At 43.6% G+C, this 17,320-nt stretch carries 12 protein-coding genes; 2 read left to right on the top strand and 10 right to left on the bottom strand.

Annotation, left to right across the window (positions count from 1 at the left end):
• Positions 1-5: 5 nt before the first annotated feature.
• Both OCV30_RS21405 and OCV30_RS21400 read right to left on the bottom strand, forming a co-directional pair.
• A complete protein-coding gene (locus tag OCV30_RS21405) occupies positions 6-767 on the bottom strand; it encodes an IS5 family transposase (protein WP_102552608.1) in 762 nt (253 codons plus the stop codon).
• Positions 768-984: 217 nt separating this feature from the next.
• On the bottom strand, positions 985-1,773 hold the full coding sequence (locus tag OCV30_RS21400) for a formylglycine-generating enzyme family protein (RefSeq protein ID WP_065678405.1): 789 nt from the start codon (positions 1,771-1,773) through the stop codon (positions 985-987).
• A gap of 136 nt (positions 1,774-1,909) precedes the next feature.
• Here OCV30_RS21400 and OCV30_RS21395 point away from each other — a divergent pair, with 136 nt between their 5' ends.
• Positions 1,910-3,241 (top strand): anaerobic sulfatase maturase, encoded by a 1,332-nt coding sequence (locus tag OCV30_RS21395; RefSeq protein ID WP_065678406.1) that lies wholly within the window; start codon positions 1,910-1,912, stop codon positions 3,239-3,241.
• Positions 3,242-3,328: 87 nt separating this feature from the next.
• On the top strand, positions 3,329-4,420 hold the full coding sequence (locus OCV30_RS21390; protein ID WP_065678407.1) for a HEAT repeat domain-containing protein: 1,092 nt from the start codon (positions 3,329-3,331) through the stop codon (positions 4,418-4,420).
• A 114-nt stretch (positions 4,421-4,534) separates the two neighbouring features.
• Here the strand turns inward: OCV30_RS21390 and OCV30_RS21385 are convergent, their stop codons facing one another.
• The 8 genes from OCV30_RS21385 to OCV30_RS21350 form a co-directional block, all read right to left on the bottom strand.
• Complete coding sequence (locus tag OCV30_RS21385; RefSeq protein ID WP_065678408.1) at positions 4,535-5,587, bottom strand: porin family protein; 1,053 nt, start codon at positions 5,585-5,587, stop codon at positions 4,535-4,537.
• A 1-nt stretch (position 5,588) separates the two neighbouring features.
• Positions 5,589-6,065, bottom strand: coding sequence for a hypothetical protein (locus tag OCV30_RS21380; protein ID WP_009844970.1), 477 nt, complete (start codon positions 6,063-6,065; stop codon positions 5,589-5,591).
• Between the two features lie 9 nt (positions 6,066-6,074).
• The gene (locus tag OCV30_RS21375; RefSeq protein ID WP_065678409.1) at positions 6,075-9,278 is read right to left on the bottom strand and encodes a response regulator; all 3,204 of its coding nucleotides are present in this window, start codon (positions 9,276-9,278) and stop codon (positions 6,075-6,077) included.
• Between the two features lie 215 nt (positions 9,279-9,493).
• On the bottom strand, positions 9,494-9,868 hold the full coding sequence (locus OCV30_RS21370) for a hypothetical protein (protein WP_065678410.1): 375 nt from the start codon (positions 9,866-9,868) through the stop codon (positions 9,494-9,496).
• 109 nt (positions 9,869-9,977) lie between these two features.
• Positions 9,978-12,116 carry an ATP-binding cassette domain-containing protein gene (locus tag OCV30_RS21365; protein WP_017099379.1) on the bottom strand — a complete coding sequence of 713 codons (2,139 nt, stop codon included), beginning with the start codon at positions 12,114-12,116 and terminating at the stop codon, positions 9,978-9,980.
• On the bottom strand, positions 12,113-13,699 hold the full coding sequence (locus OCV30_RS21360; protein WP_065678411.1) for an ABC transporter transmembrane domain-containing protein: 1,587 nt from the start codon (positions 13,697-13,699) through the stop codon (positions 12,113-12,115). The genes OCV30_RS21365 and OCV30_RS21360 overlap by 4 nt, the downstream gene beginning before the upstream one ends.
• Positions 13,689-15,113: a TolC family protein gene (locus OCV30_RS21355; RefSeq protein ID WP_065678412.1), complete on the bottom strand. Its 1,425-nt coding sequence runs from the start codon at positions 15,111-15,113 to the stop codon at positions 13,689-13,691. The genes OCV30_RS21360 and OCV30_RS21355 overlap by 11 nt, the downstream gene beginning before the upstream one ends.
• Positions 15,088-17,319, bottom strand: coding sequence for an ATP-binding response regulator (locus OCV30_RS21350; protein WP_065678413.1), 2,232 nt, complete (start codon positions 17,317-17,319; stop codon positions 15,088-15,090). Before OCV30_RS21350 ends, OCV30_RS21355 begins: the two co-directional genes overlap by 26 nt.
• Position 17,320 lies beyond the last annotated feature (1 nt).

The raw sequence follows: 17,320 nt of genomic DNA, 5'->3' as shown, positions 1-17,320 counted from the left end.
TGTGTTCAACAATACATCGGTAGCCACATTAACATGAATGCCAGCGATAACATGCTGGCATAATTCCTTTCTAGCTTGTCATATCTACTTGAAATAGCTCGATAATGCTTAATTCTCCCAAAGGCATTTTCGACCAAGTGACGATACTTGTATAGACACCAATCCATACTGTCTTTGTCTATATCTTGTCCGTAATTGCGTTTAGCAATTACCGTTTCTCCGCCACGTTCCTTAACAAAAGTACGGAAAGGTTCGCTGTCATATCCTTTATCACAAACGATAGTATTAACTTCATCGAGTTGTTCAACTAAGCTTTCGGCATGCACTATATCGTGGCGTTGTCCTTCTGATAAATCAAAGCAAATCGGCAGACCACCACTATCTACGGCTAAGTGAATTTTGGTTGAGTTGCCCCCGCGACTTTTTCCTATTTGCTCTGAGCTTTCAGTAGCTGCACCTGTACTATGCTGATGCGCTCGAACTATAGAGCCATCAAGAAAGACCCATTCAAAATCAGCCATGCTAGATAAGCTTTTGAAAAGTTTATCTAAAATCCCTTTCTTTGACCAAAGATTAAATCGTCTGTAAACGGTACTCCACTCTCCGAACTCAGAGGGTAGATCTCGCCAAGGAATACCTGTTCTCATTCGATAAAGTATTCCTTCAAATGTCATTCGATGTTCAGTTTTATCGTAAATACGACCTGTACTTTTCATAACTTGGAGTAGCAGTTCCCAGCGAATATCAGTTAGCATTGTTCTTGGCATGGTATTGGTTATGGTTTTACTTTTGGCGAAGCAAATTATAACTCTTTACCATGCTGTTCAAAAAACACTCACGAAAGATCAACACGCCCTAATGTTTGGTCAGATTTTTAATGTGTGTATAGTGCAAGTCGTATTTAGTATCGCTAGTGAAGATTGTTGATTCATAACCGTTGGCACCTTTAATTAGTTCATCTCTTTAACTAGCTCACAGCTTTAGCTAGTTCGTGTCTTTAACTAAACGCAGACCCATATCTGACATAGTGATCGATTGGCTTGCGAAGTCGCGACGGTAACTTTCAGATTCATCTTCGTCATAAGCAAAGCTGCCACCGCGCACTGATTTGTGTGATAAACCAACGTCGCTGTGTTTTGCGTTGTTAGGATTGTCTGTTGGACCGAATCGGTAGAAGGTGTCATCGAAGGCATCAATCACAAACTCACCCACGTTTCCGGTCATGTCATATAAGCCTAGTTCATTTGGCTTCTTTAGCCCGACTGGATGTGCGCTATTTTTAGAATTTGCTGAGTACCACGCAACATCATCTAAGTTATTGGAACCACTGTAAGTATAGCCTTTGCTTTTGTTGCCACCCTTCGCAGCAAATTCCCATTCAGCTTCAGTCGGCAGGCGGTATTCTTCACCAGTAAGTTCGTTCAATTGATCAACGAAGTAGTTCGCTTGCTGCCAGCTAAGGTTATTGACTGGAACTTGTGGGTTTTGGAAATAACTGAGAGATGAACCCATCACTGATTCGAACAATTCTTGAGTCACCTCAAACTTCGCAATGTAGAAACTATCTACAGTTATATTTCGTGCTGGTCGTTCTGCTTTGGTCGCTTCAGGATCGTTCGAACCCATGGTGAATGTACCACCTTCAACTAGCACCATTTCTTGGTCAATTTGTTGGGCGATGGGGTGTGTAGGCACGCTCGCACAGCCGCTTAGGAAAATAGTCATGGTGACGCTGCTGATCGCCGCTATTTGTTTGTAATTAAAAAATTTCATCACGTGCCTCGAATGTTCGAAATAGAGGGCAATTTTAACGTTTAAGGTCATTCCTATTGGTTATAAAGGGTATAACATGCCACTGATTGAAATAGGCATTATGATGGCTACAGACACTAAGATAGGTAGATAAATCATGCACATTACTCAAGGTCCACAATACAATGGTAAAGCGTCTAAACGCTTGCATGTTATGGCTAAGCCAATTGGCGCAGCGTGCAACATCGACTGTAAATATTGTTATTACCTAAGTAAGCAAGATTTGTTGGAGTACAAGAAAGGCAGTTCTCCAAGAATGGATGATGAGACGTTAGAAACCTACATCCGACAATATATCGAAGGTCAAAACACGCCTGAAATTATCTTCTCATGGCAGGGCGGCGAGCCGACTATGCTGGGTTTAGCGTACTTTGAAAGAGTGGTTGAGCTACAAAAAAAGTACCAGCCTGAAGGTGTGTTGATTTCAAATGACCTACAAACCAACGGCACACTGCTGAATGACGATTGGGGCCGATTCTTAGCAAAGAATAACTTCCTGATCGGCTTGAGTATTGATGGCCCTGAAATGCTGCACAATGCGTATCGTGTTAACAGAGCAGGCCGTGGCACATTCAAACAAGTGATGGCGGCGGTTGAGTTGCTGCACAAACATCAAGTTAAATTTGCAACGTTGACTTGTGTGAATAACCTCACCAGTCAAAATGCACTTGAGGTGTATCGCTTCCTACGTGATGTGGTGAAGTCTCCACAAATGCAGTTTATTCCTATCGTTGAACAGAAAACCTTTAGAACGGTTGCGCCACAAACATCCCAAGTGAGTGAGCAGCTAAAACAAGGCGACAAACGCCTGATCCCCGGCCATAAAGATTCGATCATGGAATCGTGGTGTGTGTCGGACTTGGCTTGGGGTAACTTCCTTATTTCTGTATTTGATGAGTGGGCGAAGAACGACATCGGTAAAGTGTTCGTTCAGTATTTTGAAGCAAGTTTAGAAACATGGATAGGGCGTCCTAACCCGCTTTGTACCTTGAATGAGATATGCGGTAAAGGCCTCGCGATGGAGCCAAACGGTGATGTGTTCTCTTGTGACCACTACGTTTACCCTGAATACAAAATTGGCAATATCCACCACGAGAAGCTTGATGATTTGGCGTACAGCGCACCACAGCAAAAGTTTGGTTTCGCTAAATCACGTACAATGACCAGTCAATGTCAGCAGTGTGATTACAAGTTTGCTTGTCATGGTGAATGTCCTAAAAACCGCTTTATCAAAACTCGCGCAGGCGAACCGGGCTTGAACTACTTATGTGCAGGTTGGCACAAGTTCTTTTCTCATGTCGACAAGTCGATGGCTTATATCGCTCGTGCGATGGGGCATCCGGTTGCTCATGGCAAATTCAGTGATTCAGTATTAATGGCACATCGTGCAAAACAGGCGCAACAAACTACGTTCGAGACCAAGTTTTAACTCGTTTTTTGGGTCAACAGGACCAAGACAAATTTAATCAGATACGAGTCTAAGGACAGGCTAAGTTCTCCAGTTTAAGGTAATACTATGAAGAAGAGTTTAGCGACGGCTGTTGCTTTGTTGGTTTCAACGTCCGCATTGATCTCAACGTCTGCATTGATTTCAACGTCTGCATTGATTTCAACGTCAGCAATGGCTGCCAATAGCGTTCAACAAACCGTTGACGCACCGGCACAAAATATCAATCAAGTGCTCGAAATGACGGACACTCAAACCCGCATTCAACAGTTGTCTTACATGGCACAAGATCAAAATCAATCTGTTGAAAATCGTACTGGTGCACTGCAAGAGCTTGCTTCATATCCAAGCCAGAATGCGCTGGTGGCGGTGGCAAGAGGTTTGAAAGATCAAAACCCTGAAGTTCGTGAGGCTTCGATTATCGGTTCTTCGCCATATCAACTTGAGCATCGTTGGGCGTTAGTTTCGCCTTTGCTGAGCGATACAGACTCTATGGTTCGTCATTCAGCAACATCGAACTTAGTTCGTGATTACAATACGTTAGATAAAGAACAGAAAGCACAAATCGAACAACCTGTCGCTGAGTTAATAACATTCTTGGAATCACAAGAATCTGAAAAGTTTCAATTGTTGTTCGCTGACGTGCTCCGTTGGCACAATGAATGGGATAAAGCGGAAACGATTTATCTTGAGTTGATTAATACTCACCAGAAAGACCCTCAAGTTTGGCTGAGCTACGCGGATAACTTCCGAGCTCAGAATAAAGATCAACAAGCGGTCGAGGTGTTGGATCGTGGTTTGAAGAACGTGCCGGACAATGCAGCGATGCACTATTCTAAATCATTAACTTTGGTTCGCCTTGAAGATAAGGCAGCAGCAGCCAAAGAGATTGAAGTAGCAGCAGAACTTGCAAAAGATAACAGCTATTACTGGTATCTCAATGGGGTACTACAAGAAGAGTTGGATATCGACAAGTCGACTAAATCGTTCGAGAAAGCGTATTTGATCTCTGGCTCTCCAGAACAGTTATACGCGGTATGCGATATTTATGTACGCTATGGCAATGAAAAAACCGATGATTGCTTGGGTGAGCTAGGTAAAGTGGCTCCTGATTATGTTATTGAACAGTTGAAAGAGAAACGAGTTGCGCCAAGCTCGTAAGCTTTAGATGGGTTAATGGTAAGCTGATAAACCGTTATTGAGAAAGCCAGTCGAATATTCGACTGGCTTTTTTTGATCTTAATTGCTGCAAGTGACCATCGATTTGAATTCGAGCTAAAAAACAAAACTCAACATGATGGTGTAGAGCAATGCATCTTTATCGGTTTTAGGGGCGTCAATAAAGGCACCGTTTGACCTACGAGCTTCGAAGAATTGCATTTCACCATTGATAGATATATTTGACATCAAGTCGTAATCTACACCAACTAAGTAGCTATTCCCTTCTAAGTGCTCATTGGCGTTAAATTGCGCGCCGTATACTACGTAAGGTGTGAATGCTCCTAAATGGTAACCTAGGCTCGCGTACATGGATGAAGAAACGTCACTGATTTGACCTTCGCTCGCCAATACAGCTTGGCCAAATTCATATTCAGCGCCTAGCGACCAAAGTTGGATGTGTTGGTTGTCTGCTGTTGGAAGCGTGCCAACGTTTTTAATTTTTGTCGTTTGATCGAAATTTGAATCAAGGAAAGATAAGTTCCAACGATAGTCATCACCACTCAATTGTAGATTGGCTCCGAACATTCGATTCGTTTCAAATTCCAGCTCGGTTGTCGAATTGAAGTCGACTTCATTCTTATCTTTGATTCCGACAAATGGAGAGAGTTGTAGGGTAGCTTCATCGCTTACATCATGAGTCCAACTCACTTTGACACCGTTGAAAGCGGTAATACCAAGAACGCTGTTATACACCTCTGTTGGTGGTCTTGCCGTCATATAGGCTTGGCCAACATAATAGTATTCAGAAGCTAGAAACAGGGGAAGCCTTAGACGACCAATACTCACATCAAAGTTATTAAACTCATAGCCAAGATAAGCCCACTCGAGTTGTGGGTCACTCCAATCATATTGGGGCGGTTTGACAACTTGCACGGAAGCCTTAAATGAGTTGTAGAAGTAGTCAAGCTGGACCCCAAAGGTGGTATCACAGTCATAACAATTTTCATCGGTAAAACCACGGTTGATGATTAAAGGGGAATCATTATCTGATGTTGCCCAAGAAGTAGAACCAAATCCGCTTAACGAAAAATTATCTGTAAGTTCAATAATAGCGAAAGCCGGAGAGGCAATTGAAGCACATAGCACTGACGTGATTATTTTTTTCATATTATTTCTCCGAGCTTATAACGTATAGAACATTGGCATTTTCAGGGAGCGTCGAGAGCGGGGCGTACCCAATTCGATTGGGCTTGTCATCAAGCCAGTCAACCAAGGTTTCGGTGGACGCCGATTTAATCTCTCTTGGATAACGAGCCTTACCAGAGAAGGATAAGCTCGCCCAATGGGCATTCATTTGAGCTGCGTTTTTTCCAAGCAGTTGTTGGTAAAAAACTTCACGTTCGCTGCTGTTTTCAGGCCAATCAGAAAGTTCTACACGTTTACCATCGAGTCGTTTTGTTTTTCCTCTATACAGCTTCCTTGCTTTGTTTATCGATATTTCTTCAAATCCTGAATCTAAAGAGAATATGGCGTAATCTTCTGCGGCATGAGCTGGGCTGAGAAGAAGCAAGTTTCCTAATAGCCCTACCGCGACTGGCAATATGACTCTGCGTGGAAGTGTTTTTATTGTTTTAATCCAATCCATGGGTTTCTCCTAACAAGTCGCACTTTCTATTTGATGGAATAGCTTTTCTTTTCTTACGGGCTTCGCTACGTATCCATCCATGCCTGAATCAAAGCACTTTTGAATGTCATCATCGATAACACTGGCGGTTAACGCGATGATAGGAGTTTTGCTTAAGCCTAGATTTTTCTCATGCTCCCGAATTTCCTTAGTTGCTGTGAAGCCGTCCATAACGGGCATCATGCAATCCATTAATATAATGTCGAAACTACTGTCGTTTTGGTACATATCAACGGCAATTTGACCATTCTCTGCAATTTCAAAAGCGTAACCAGCCCTTGTTAGCATGACCGAAGCGACTTTTTGGTTAACTCGATTGTCTTCGACGAGCAGTATTCTTTCAGATTTGCTCGGAACCGCGTTTTGTTCTATTTCCTCCGGCACTGTCCGCTTAGCTGCAGCATTAAGAGTCGGCGTTACGGTCGCAGGTTTTTTCGTAGGTTTAGTTTTGTAGGCAACAGGAAGTGGCATTGCTTCAACGGCGGCAAGTACTTTTTCTTTTAACATTTCAAATTTGAATGGTTTTGGCACGTAGTCGTCCATGCCTACGTCGAAACACCTTTGAATATCGTCATCAATCACACTGGCGGTCAGGGCAATGATAGGGATACGACGCGTGGCATTGGTCTCTTTTTCAACGCGGCGAATATTACTTGTCGCTTCAAAGCCATCCATAACCGGCATCATGCAGTCCATGAGTATTGCTGCGTAGTGAGGGTTCGAGCTGAACATGTCCACGGCTTCCTGGCCATTATTCGCAAACTCGAATTCAAAACCACTTTTACCAACATGAAGTCCGGCAATTTTTTGGTTGACCTTGTTGTCTTCGACGATCAGAATTTTGTGTTGTATCTCTAGAGAAGGCTGGTTCGCCTCTGAAAGCTCAACCCGACCTTGTGTATCACAGAGCTCAACCGCTTTAATCAAACGTAAACCGAGTAGGGGCTGTGATACTTGAGCCGTAACACAATTGCCGATGTCAGCCGGCTCGCTCAAAAATGATCGAATCAAGCAGATAGTGATGCCGTTTTGGTGGAGCTTATCTAAGTCACTGGTATAGTCACTGGCTTGGAATGTGTCATCTTCAGCAAAGACAACTGTGATTGGGTTAGTGTGCTTTTTAATCGTGAGTTGTTGTGTAAGCTCAACTGTATCTCTCGTTCGTTGGGTTATTTCTAAACCATAGAGGTTAAGGTCCCATTCTATTCGTTTAGAGAGCATGTTCGCGTTACCTAGAACATAAATGTCGGCGGTTGCTGTGCTTGGTTTTGGCAACATTAAATCAATGGGTAATTCTAGATCGAAGTAGAAACAACTGCCTTCACCTTTGACGGAGTCGAGTTGGATCTGACCACCCATAAGTTCAACAAGCTGAGTACTGATCGCAAGGCCAAGACCAGTACCACCGAATTGTCTGGTCGTTGAATCATCTTCTTGAGCGAACGGTTCGAATATCTGTTTCTGTTGCTGTTTATCGATACCAATCCCCGTGTCTCGCACAGAAAACCTTAGGGTGACATTGTTTTCTGCTTTGTTTAGCGTTTGGATTGACAGGGTAACGCCACCTTCTGCTGTGAACTTCACCGCGTTCGACATAAAGTTCATCAAGATCTGTCTTAATCGGTGATCATCGATCATCACGCGTGCAGGTGTGTCTGGGCTGATATCAACGTTCACTGATATTTTTTGCTCTTTAGCTTTTGGCGCGACAATAGATGCGATGTCGTAAATGGATTCTCTAATCGATGCCGAATGCGGGCTGATTAATAGCATGCCAGATTCAATCTTAGAGAAGTCTAAGATGTCGTTGATCAGGCTTAGCAGTAGTTGAGATGAGGTCTCGATCGTATCTACATAATCACGTTGTGTTGGTGTAAGTGGTGTGTCTGACAGAATCTCCGAAATACCGATAACGCCATTCAGTGGGGTTCGAATTTCATGAGACATATTGGCCAAGAAGCTACTTTTCGCTTTGCTAGCTTGTATCGCGTGGTCTTTGGCTTCTTCGGCGTCTTCTTTAGCTCGCTCTGCGTCTTCTTTCGCTATCGTTAACTTCTCTTTTGCATGTTCTCGTTCGATGGTCAGTCGCTCTACTTGCTGAGCAAATAGGCTGAGTTCGTCTTTGCCTTGAATCAGTTTGTCCAAAGAAGGGCGGGTATCATCATTTTCACTTTTTAAGAACCTAAGAACTAGCCCAAGATTGTTGGTGACTTGTTTCGCTAAACTGAGGGTTAATCCCATAACAGTTGCTGCAAGCAACGTGACGATGGAAATAAATAGCGTTCTTTCTGTTTGAGCATCTGAGATCGCTTGAGCTACTTCGGCTTGGAACTCTTGTTTGATCACGTCACCTAAATTCTGCAACAGGCTTAGGCGAGCACTCATCGCATTGAGTCCGGTAGTGATCTCTTGTGGAGTCAATGCGCTTATTGTGGATGAACTATGAAGTGCGTGACGTATCTCTTGGCTTTTCATAAAAGCCTCATCTTTAAACACTTCAATCATGAGTGAAACTTGATGTGTATTGGCATTCAAGGACACAAATCTTTCTAAGAACAAAACTTGCCTAGCATTGAGGCTTTCAACCAACTCGGCTAGTTCAGAATCATACTCTTGATGATTTTGGTAAATATCGAAGAGTGAAGCGCTGAGCTTAAATTCTTCATTTGACCAAAACATCAACCACTCTAGTTGATGCAAGGCGGTGAGGTGCTGTTGAATCTCACGCTTGGTGATATCAAAAGGGACTTTCTCAATGGCTAGCAACAATTGTTGGTACAAGTCACTTTGCCACTCAATCGCATCCAGCTTATCGAAACTGTCGGTCGTTTTCATAGTCGACAAGGTTGCCTCACTGAAGTCGGCCAGCAGTTGGTTCACTTCTTCGGAACTGTTTAGAAATATGCTAGGTGAAAGTGCTTTGAGCTCGGCATTTACCTTAGCACTTCGATTAACGAACTCTTCAGTGTTTGGTGCCAAAGTACTTCGATACAAGACAGAGATATCTTCAAGGTAAATTGCTAACTGATTGGTTCGCTCAAAATCGTTTAACTGCGTCGTCAGAAAGTAAGCTTGTCTACCGGCTAAGAAAAGGAGCAATGAGATTGGTAGTAGAACTAAGCCAAAGAGTTTATGTTTAACTGAAAGGTTATTCCAGACCGTAAGTGTCGACATATTAAGGATCCATCCAACTGGTTTTATATAAAAACAGTAGAATAAAAATGCCGATATGGAAACTTTGAAACTGTAAATTTAATGGAAGTGTGGGAGGGGTATAAGTTCTTGTGATTCCACAGCTTATTTTGAAATGGCTTCTCTTGCTAGCAATTTATAGCGTTTGGCGGTCGGTTTGATTTTGATGCTTATTGATGAGTATCTTAAAAAGCGAGTTAATTAGGGTGATTTTTATCGAGACTTAGTTCAAATAGAAGTTGCTCTAACATCGTTTTTGCAGAAGGTTCTAGTGCCCAAACACCGAGCATTCTGTTCAGTGCAGCGCGGTACACTCTGTTTTTGAGTAGGAAAGCGAGCGTACGCGTATCGTTGCTCAGAACATTTGATTGTACGACGGTTAACTCAGCTTTGTTCTCGATATCGATTTTCTGAAGATTGAAAGCGGGTAGAAAGGCACACTCATACCAAACTTCTATGATCTCTCGAAGTTCGATTTCCTCTTCAGGCACATCGCAGCCCTGAAGTTGATGGTTTTCAGGAATTGCGGATAAGTAAGCTACATCAAGCTTGTCTGCAACGAATGTGTACATTTGCTTCCTTTTTATCGGTGATTTTAGAGCGAATCATCTCTCTCACTTATGTTTTTGTCAATTACATCCATTTATCTAACGAGTAATTTGTGAATAAGCATCGTCGTGTTTAACTCAAGCTGTTTAAGTATTTGTCTGTTAAGCCAAAATATTTCAAGTTGCCATCAGGTTCTAGAACCAAACTCATATTGGAAGTAGCGATCAAACCGGGATCATTGGTCGAAAAAATGACGGTTTTATTCAGCAACTTATCGCTGAACAGTCGGTTAAAATACTGGGCGTTTTCATTTTCAGCCCCGTTGAACGGTTCATCAATGATTATCAGAGATTGCTCACAGTTGCCTAAACCAAGTGCCAAACGCAGCTTTTGTTGAATGCCATTGGGAAGACCTTTGCATTTATCGACACTCAATTGAGTCGCCAAGCCTTCTGGCAGCCATTCGTCTAGCTCGAAGAAGCTCACCATCTCCTGCATTTTCTCTGTCGGAATCAATCCATTGTGTAAAATGAAATTGGTCTCCAAAGAACCTTCGAAAATGTGCAAATTGAAAGGGATGTAGTTAATCGACGTGCGATAGCGATAACTGTTGAATTGCTTAATGTTATAGCCATCGACAGACACCGCGCCCTGATAACGATCTTCTAAACCAGCCATGATTGAAATGAGCGTGGTTTTTCCACAGCCAGTCGGGCCACATATGACGACTTTTGCACTGGGAGGTATCTTGAAACCAAGGTTGGTTAACCCTGTTGCTGCCCCTGTGTAACGGTGGCTGACACCACTGCCCACAATATTTCCTTGGAACAGCCGAATAGGCGGGCTTTTTTCTAGCGTTAGCTTGTCGTCATTCATCGACATTAAATTGTTTATCTGTGCCGATGACGCCTTGATGGATTGAAACTTAGAAATTGAGTTATAGATCCCCATGATCGGGCCTAGTGCTTTCCAAACGAGAATAACGGTTGCAAGCATCGCACCCGCATCAGAAGTGCCTTCCATGACTCCGATTACTGCGGTCACGATACTTGCAGTACCAATCACCTGAATCAAACTACCGCCTGCAGCCTGAATTTTACTGTTGGTTACAGCAACATTCTCCGCATCACTTGTGCTTTGCATATGGGAGGCACTAAAACGAGATTGAACCACGCGCAACAAAGGCAAGCCTTGAATGGTCTTGATACCACGAAGGATTTCATTCCATTGATAAGAGACCATCGCATTGGCGCGAGAGCTTTTAGATGTGGCTTGTGAGTAGATGTAACGAGAGTACACACAGAACACCAACATCAATATTAAACCACCCATCACCACTAATGCCGCTGTACCAGACATCAGGGCAATCGCGATGATAAATACAATCACAAACGGCATATCAAAGTAACTAAGGGTCGATTCTGCGGTCACTAAGCGGCGGAAGGTATCGATATCTTTCAAACGAGCCAACTGAGACGAAACCCCTGCGGTTGAAGTCATTGCGTAGGGCAGCCAAAGCAGTTTCGATATTACGGCTTGGGATATGTGAACCGCGAGATCTTTACCGGAGGTGGCAATGATGTTGACTCGCATCTTTTTGAAGAAGTATTCCGAGAAGCCGACGATCACGGCAAATAGGGTCAACCAATAGAGCGTGGCTTGAGAGCTCGAAGTCAGTGCGAAGTTATAGACACTCATGATGAAGAATGGCTGCAATGCACCGAGAATACTGATGACGAAGCTAAGAATAATCAGGCTTTTAAGTTCATTGTTGTAACGGTAGAACGCGTATTTAATCCAATTGCTTCTGTCTTGCGACTCCGGCGGTGGTTCGCGGAACAGACGAGAATATTCGCTAATAGAAATCAGCAAGCAGGGCTTTTTACACATTGGGTATTCAATGGTGTTGTTGTTCGTGTAATCAAACAGCAGCAACTTCCCATCTTTTGTCCCTAAGAAGATGGCACTGAGGTTTTCTATCTCAATAAAGCACGGGTGAGGATATTTATCGATATTCTCGAGTGTCTTTAGTTTGGTCACATCACAGCGGTATCCAAGGCGTTCTATGGTTGCTGTAAAGCTATCGCCGTCTTTGGGTTTTGGAATAAAAGCATCGCTGAGTATAGCGGGCGTGCCTTCCCATTCGAGCGCTATCAAGGTGTAGGCCAAACCACGAATAAGTGGCGATTGACTGTAACGTTCGTCGTATCCACTAGATTCAAAATCTAAGACACGTTGCGGCACATTATTGAAGTCTACTAGGATACTCATTGGTCACCTCCGGTAAGTTTTACGCGTTTGAGGCGGTGGTTAAGTTTATCCATCTTGTTGCTAGCGATAATTAAGATCTTGTCATTGGCACGATAGGCGGTACTCGTGAGGACGACGCGTGCGAACTCTTCATCAAAGACACAATCAATGTCATCGAATATCAATACACGTTTACTGGCGAGCAGGGCTCGGACGAGTAACAGCGCATAGCCAACTTGGCGTGAGAATGGGTTACGCATGTGACCTTTGAGCTCGGTATAGAAACCTGCAGGCAACCCGTCAATTTGAGCCTTGATGTTCATGGTTTCACATAAGGCGAAAGCCGTATTGTTCAAGCTTGGGCGGAAACAGGTGAGGTTATCGATAATCGTCCCTTCTACGAACGAGCTGGTCTTATCAACCATCAGTACACTGTTACGCCAAACGTTGTAGTTTACGTCACTCAGAGGCGTGTCATTAATCACGATGTCCAGTTTGTTATCATTGTTCTGACGTGTAATGCAGTTGGCAAGGTGGGTTTTACCCGAGCCACTTTTCCCGGTAAGCAAATAGGTTTGTCCGAGTTCAAATTCGATACGCTGCTTTTCAGAATATTTAACAGAAATACGTTCTACTTCGGTCGTCTCATGTTGATGTTCAACCGACGCGGCCAGTTCAAGAAGTTCGGCGATACGTTGTATATGAAGCTTGTTTAGTTCCCAGCGGCTCGCGGTACGCATCACTTGTTGGTAGGGCGCAAAGTAACGGTTGGTCAACATGATTATCGCGGCCATGATGCCTTGGCTTGACTCCATATTGATAACGGCTGTTGCCAATACCACAACAACACAAGCAATCGAGAGTTGTTGGATGAGCGCTAAGATCAAGCCAAAATTCGATTCAATCTGTTCGTATTTGATGTTTTCAACTTCACGTTCCTCGACCATTTGTGTCATCAGGCTTTCAACGCGGTATTCCATGTTTCGCGCTTTGATATCCAGCGGGCTTGAAATGATTTCAATGATCTTGGACGTCGTTAAGCCCTCTATATCGGACTTGTTCTGTAAGCTGCCAATCTTTTGCTTAGAAAGGCTCCAAGCGAAAATGGCTAAGATCAGAGAGGCAATAAGAAGTGTCACGCCAGCCCATATGTTAATTAGGCCTATGATGAGGATGGTAATCACACTGACGGCTAGGTTAATCAGCGCTCGAACTGATTCGCCACCAAAGAAGGTTTTAAGCTCTGGAATGGTTGAGATTCGTTCGAGGTATTCCCCCGGTTCTAAACGGCGGAATTTGGAGATCTCAGCCAAACAGATGGATTGGAAGACCTTGTTGGTTAAGTTGGTCTCAAACTGCCTCATGATGACCGAAGATATCTTCTCTTCCTGACTTTTCAGATGGTAGTCGAGGAAGATAGAAATCAAGATAATCGCGAACAGCAAGAACAACGTGTCTTGTGCTTGGTTGGGTAATACTCGGTCGAAAATGATCAGAATAGAGAAGGGCAGTACCAAGCCAAATAGAGTGGAAATTATCGTAGAGAAAGTCAGATAACACTTATCTGCCATATTGATCTTTTGAGAAAACTGCTCAGTTTGCATTGCGACCTCCTGTTTTCAACGACTCAGTTGAGAGAAGGTGTTTAGGCACTAATTCTTGATTGTTTCGCCCTTCGATATCACTCATCAATTGCATGATGCTTTCTATCGATTGAATCGACAGCACACCCTTAACTTGCTCAAGCTTGATGGTTTCGATGATGTAGTCGTATCGTGCGCTTTCATAATCTCTTAAGGCGCTGAAAAGCTTACTTTCTGCGGCAAGTAAATCGGTGATCGTACGGCTGCCTAACTGGTATGCCCTTTGAATACCTTTGTAAGAGGCATAGTTGGCGCGAATGATGTTCTCGTAACTGCCGATAGATTGCGAAAAATCGTTAATGTTGAGCACTGAGGTGTTCACGCTGTTGCGCGTGGTGTAAAGCGAGTCTTGATAAAGCAGCTCGGTACGTTCAATCGCCGTCGAGGATTTTTGATATCCGTAGTAATCAGAGCCACCAGACAAGATAGGCAAGGCTAGGCTCAAGCCAACGCTAGTTGAGTTGCTTTCGCCTGTTGCTGTGATGTCGGTTTTATCGTAGTTATTGGCGTCATCGTGACGATAGCTGGCTGAAAGCGACACGGTAGGTAAGAAGTTTGTACCGCTCTCTTTTAAGCTTCTACGGCTTCTCTCGACGTTTTTCTTCGCCACTAACAAGTCGTTATTGAGCTTTAACGCTTGATCCATGATTGAGTGTTGTTCGCTTTCGTTTATCTCTTTTAAAGGCACACTTTCGTATATGTCTTGTGACGGAGTGATAGGGTACTGAATCTGAATGGATAGCCCGTTGAGAATGACACGGCGATCTTTCTGCAAGGTTCTTAATCGATTCGACACACCTTCTTTCTGAGCGATAACTTCGTACAGCTCGCTGGCGGCTGTGTTCCCCAACTCTACGTTGCGTCGCATCTGATGTTCACGAGTCTCAGACGATTTAAGCTCGACCTTTGTCGCTTTTATCTGCGCATTGTTTTTCAAATACTCGAAGTATTGAGAGCCGATTTCAGAGATGGTGCTCTGGATTTTGTTCTCGTGTTTAATTTCTTCAATATTGAAGTCGAGTTTTGCCGTGCCATATTTGAAAATATCACCAAGATTGAATATCGATTGGGAAAGGGAAAGGCTGTAGCTGTTTGAGTTATAGCTAGAGGTTTCGTCGGGCACGCTCGATAACAAGGTTTCATTCTCATTCCATGTGGTATCGGCAGCGCCATTAAGCGAAGGTAGAAACTTAGATCGGCTGATCCCAATATTGTATTCGTTCTCTTCCACACCTTTATCACTGGCACGAAGAGATAGGCTGTTTTGCAGGCCGAGTTCTACCGCCTCAAGCAGGGTCGTCGCCGATGCTGAAGGTATCGTGCTGAATGCAAGTGCAGCCAAAACGCTGCTAGTTAAGTTTCTGTACAGCCACATACTTGTTGATCACCTTGATGATTTGGTCGCTTTTGTAAGGTTTGCTGATCACGTAATCCATTCCGGCTTCAATACAAGCCTGGTGTTCGTTACTGCTGGTCAATGCGGTTGCCCCTATGATGGTACAAGGGTTTTTCTCGTTTTCTTGTTCGAATTGGCGAATGCGTTTGGTCGCCTCAATACCGCCCATACCCGGCATGATGCAGTCCATGAAGATGATGTCAGAACGTTTATTCATGAAGTGCTCCACTGCGTCAGCGCCATCGCCAACCGTGTCTGGTTCATACTCTTGCTTGGTGAGGATTCGTTTAAGTAAGATTTGTTGAACTCGGTCATCCTCTACGATAAGGAATGAGCTGTTCTCCATCTGCTCTTCTGATGCTTCTGCTTCCATAATGGTGAGTAAGTTCGGAATAAACTCATAAGGAATCGCAGGGGAGTTGATGATCTTATCGACGAAGCTGTGACACTCTTGTGCATGCTGAGTATTGGTTACTGACAGCAACAGCTTGGTATTTGGGTGATTCTTAAGTTGAGATTTCACCGTTTTGCTCAGTGATGGCAGCTTGTTAGATTCAAAGGTATCGGTCAGCATGATGGCATCGTATTCACCAAAGGTCTTCGCCGCTGAAAACAACTCATTTGCAGTGCGGATTTCAGTGATATCAAGCCCCAAGTTACAGAGCATTTTCTTCATTACATCGATACGAACTTGTGTATTGGCGCAAAGCAGTAAACGCTTGTCGTCGAAGCGTGTTTTCTCTGTATGGAAATTCTTCGCCTTGAGATCAAGCTCGATCTGAAAACGTTCCTGTGTACCCGATTGAAACCAGTGACTTTCGTAATACCCGTAATCTCTTAATACGCTTTTCGCTAAGTCGTCTGTGTTAGCGGTATGGTGTTTATGATCGCTCCAATGGAGCTTATTGAGCTTGGCAACAGAGACATCTAACGTTGAAAGGAAGTTGAGATTGATGGTGACACGTGTATTTTCCATATCCGAAGCTGCGCCAGACTCTATTGTCACGAATAACTTCTTGTTTGATTTAAGTTGGATGGCGTTAGAAAGCTGTAGGAACAAAATCCAGAACAAGCTGGTGGATTGGCCTTCAACACGGTTCGGCAAATTGTCAGAGATAAAGCAGTCGAGTTGACCTTCGTTCCTCTGAACTTTGGCGCTGATATGAATCATCAATTCAGACAACACGCTCAGTAGCGAGAATTCCTTCGACTTACTTTCCGTACCCTGTGAAATCAAACGGTTATAGTTTTCTGCTAACTCAGATAAGGTACTACACGCAGAGGTAATATCCTTCGCCATCAATACGCCGTTTTCATCGGTTTCTTGCACCAGATATTGGACACCACCGTTGATGGTGTTGGTGATTCCACGAATCTCATACCCGATCAGTGCATACAACTGTTTGTAGAGATCGTTATTGCGCTTTTGGTCTTCCAATTTACTGAAGATCAGTTTGAGGTGAGAGTAGATCTGGCGTTGTTTCGGGTTGATGCTCACTTCATTCAGAAGCTCTTCGAGTCTTTGCAAGTCGAGTTGTTTCAGCTCTTGATAGAGAGCATCGAACTCATAGTCGATTTCTCGTTCATTAGAGCTGGATTTCTTCAGCTTCAACATAGCAACTGAATTCGATAGAACCGTGATTACTGCCAGTATCACGACCACCATAAACAACCAGATAAAGAACTCGTTTTTCTCTGACATCAAGTCGCTCGCATGGTTGTTGAACATGGTGCGGTAGTTGTCGTCCATTTGTAGGTAGTTGTTCGTCAGTGACAGGTATAAGTCGAGTACGTCGTTGCGTGTTTTAGTGCTGTCGGAAAAGCGATTGATAGCTAATTCAAGTTGGGTGTATTCAGTCGCGCCAACCAAGCTAAATTCAGTTTTGTTCAAAGAGGCTAGCGATCTAAATTCATCTATTTCACGCTTCAAGTTAACTAGATTGAATTCGTTAGTAACACAAGTGTCGGTACTTAAGCACTGCTGTAGAGTTTGAATATCTTGTTCGATGGTCTGATTAAGCTTCTGAGCTTGTATGAGCAGTGGGGCACTTTGCACTTGAGCAACCGAATCTACTTTTGACCAAGAAAAGTATAAATAGAAAGCGAGCGCCGCTAGTACTACGCTGAACAATATGCTCAGACGTAGAGCTGGTACGGAAATGTTATAAGAAGGTTTTCCGCTCATT

Source organism: Vibrio atlanticus (assembly GCF_024347315.1).
GTDB classification, from domain to species: Bacteria; Pseudomonadota; Gammaproteobacteria; order Enterobacterales; family Vibrionaceae; genus Vibrio; species Vibrio atlanticus.
The sequence above is the reverse complement of the archived record's forward strand: the minus strand, read 5'-3'. Positions and strand labels throughout refer to the sequence as shown.

Coding starts and splice junctions, on each gene's coding strand:
- OCV30_RS21405 (WP_102552608.1), bottom strand. CDS start 767: ATGCCAAGAACAATGCTAACTGATATTCGCTGGGAACTGCTACTCCAA.
- OCV30_RS21400 (WP_065678405.1), bottom strand. CDS start 1,773: ATGAAATTTTTTAATTACAAACAAATAGCGGCGATCAGCAGCGTCACC.
- OCV30_RS21395 (WP_065678406.1), top strand. CDS start 1,910: ATGCACATTACTCAAGGTCCACAATACAATGGTAAAGCGTCTAAACGC.
- OCV30_RS21390 (WP_065678407.1), top strand. CDS start 3,329: ATGAAGAAGAGTTTAGCGACGGCTGTTGCTTTGTTGGTTTCAACGTCC.
- OCV30_RS21385 (WP_065678408.1), bottom strand. CDS start 5,587: ATGAAAAAAATAATCACGTCAGTGCTATGTGCTTCAATTGCCTCTCCG.
- OCV30_RS21380 (WP_009844970.1), bottom strand. CDS start 6,065: ATGGATTGGATTAAAACAATAAAAACACTTCCACGCAGAGTCATATTG.
- OCV30_RS21375 (WP_065678409.1), bottom strand. CDS start 9,278: ATGTCGACACTTACGGTCTGGAATAACCTTTCAGTTAAACATAAACTC.
- OCV30_RS21370 (WP_065678410.1), bottom strand. CDS start 9,868: ATGTACACATTCGTTGCAGACAAGCTTGATGTAGCTTACTTATCCGCA.
- OCV30_RS21365 (WP_017099379.1), bottom strand. CDS start 12,116: ATGAGTATCCTAGTAGACTTCAATAATGTGCCGCAACGTGTCTTAGAT.
- OCV30_RS21360 (WP_065678411.1), bottom strand. CDS start 13,699: ATGCAAACTGAGCAGTTTTCTCAAAAGATCAATATGGCAGATAAGTGT.
- OCV30_RS21355 (WP_065678412.1), bottom strand. CDS start 15,113: ATGTGGCTGTACAGAAACTTAACTAGCAGCGTTTTGGCTGCACTTGCA.
- OCV30_RS21350 (WP_065678413.1), bottom strand. CDS start 17,319: ATGAGCGGAAAACCTTCTTATAACATTTCCGTACCAGCTCTACGTCTG.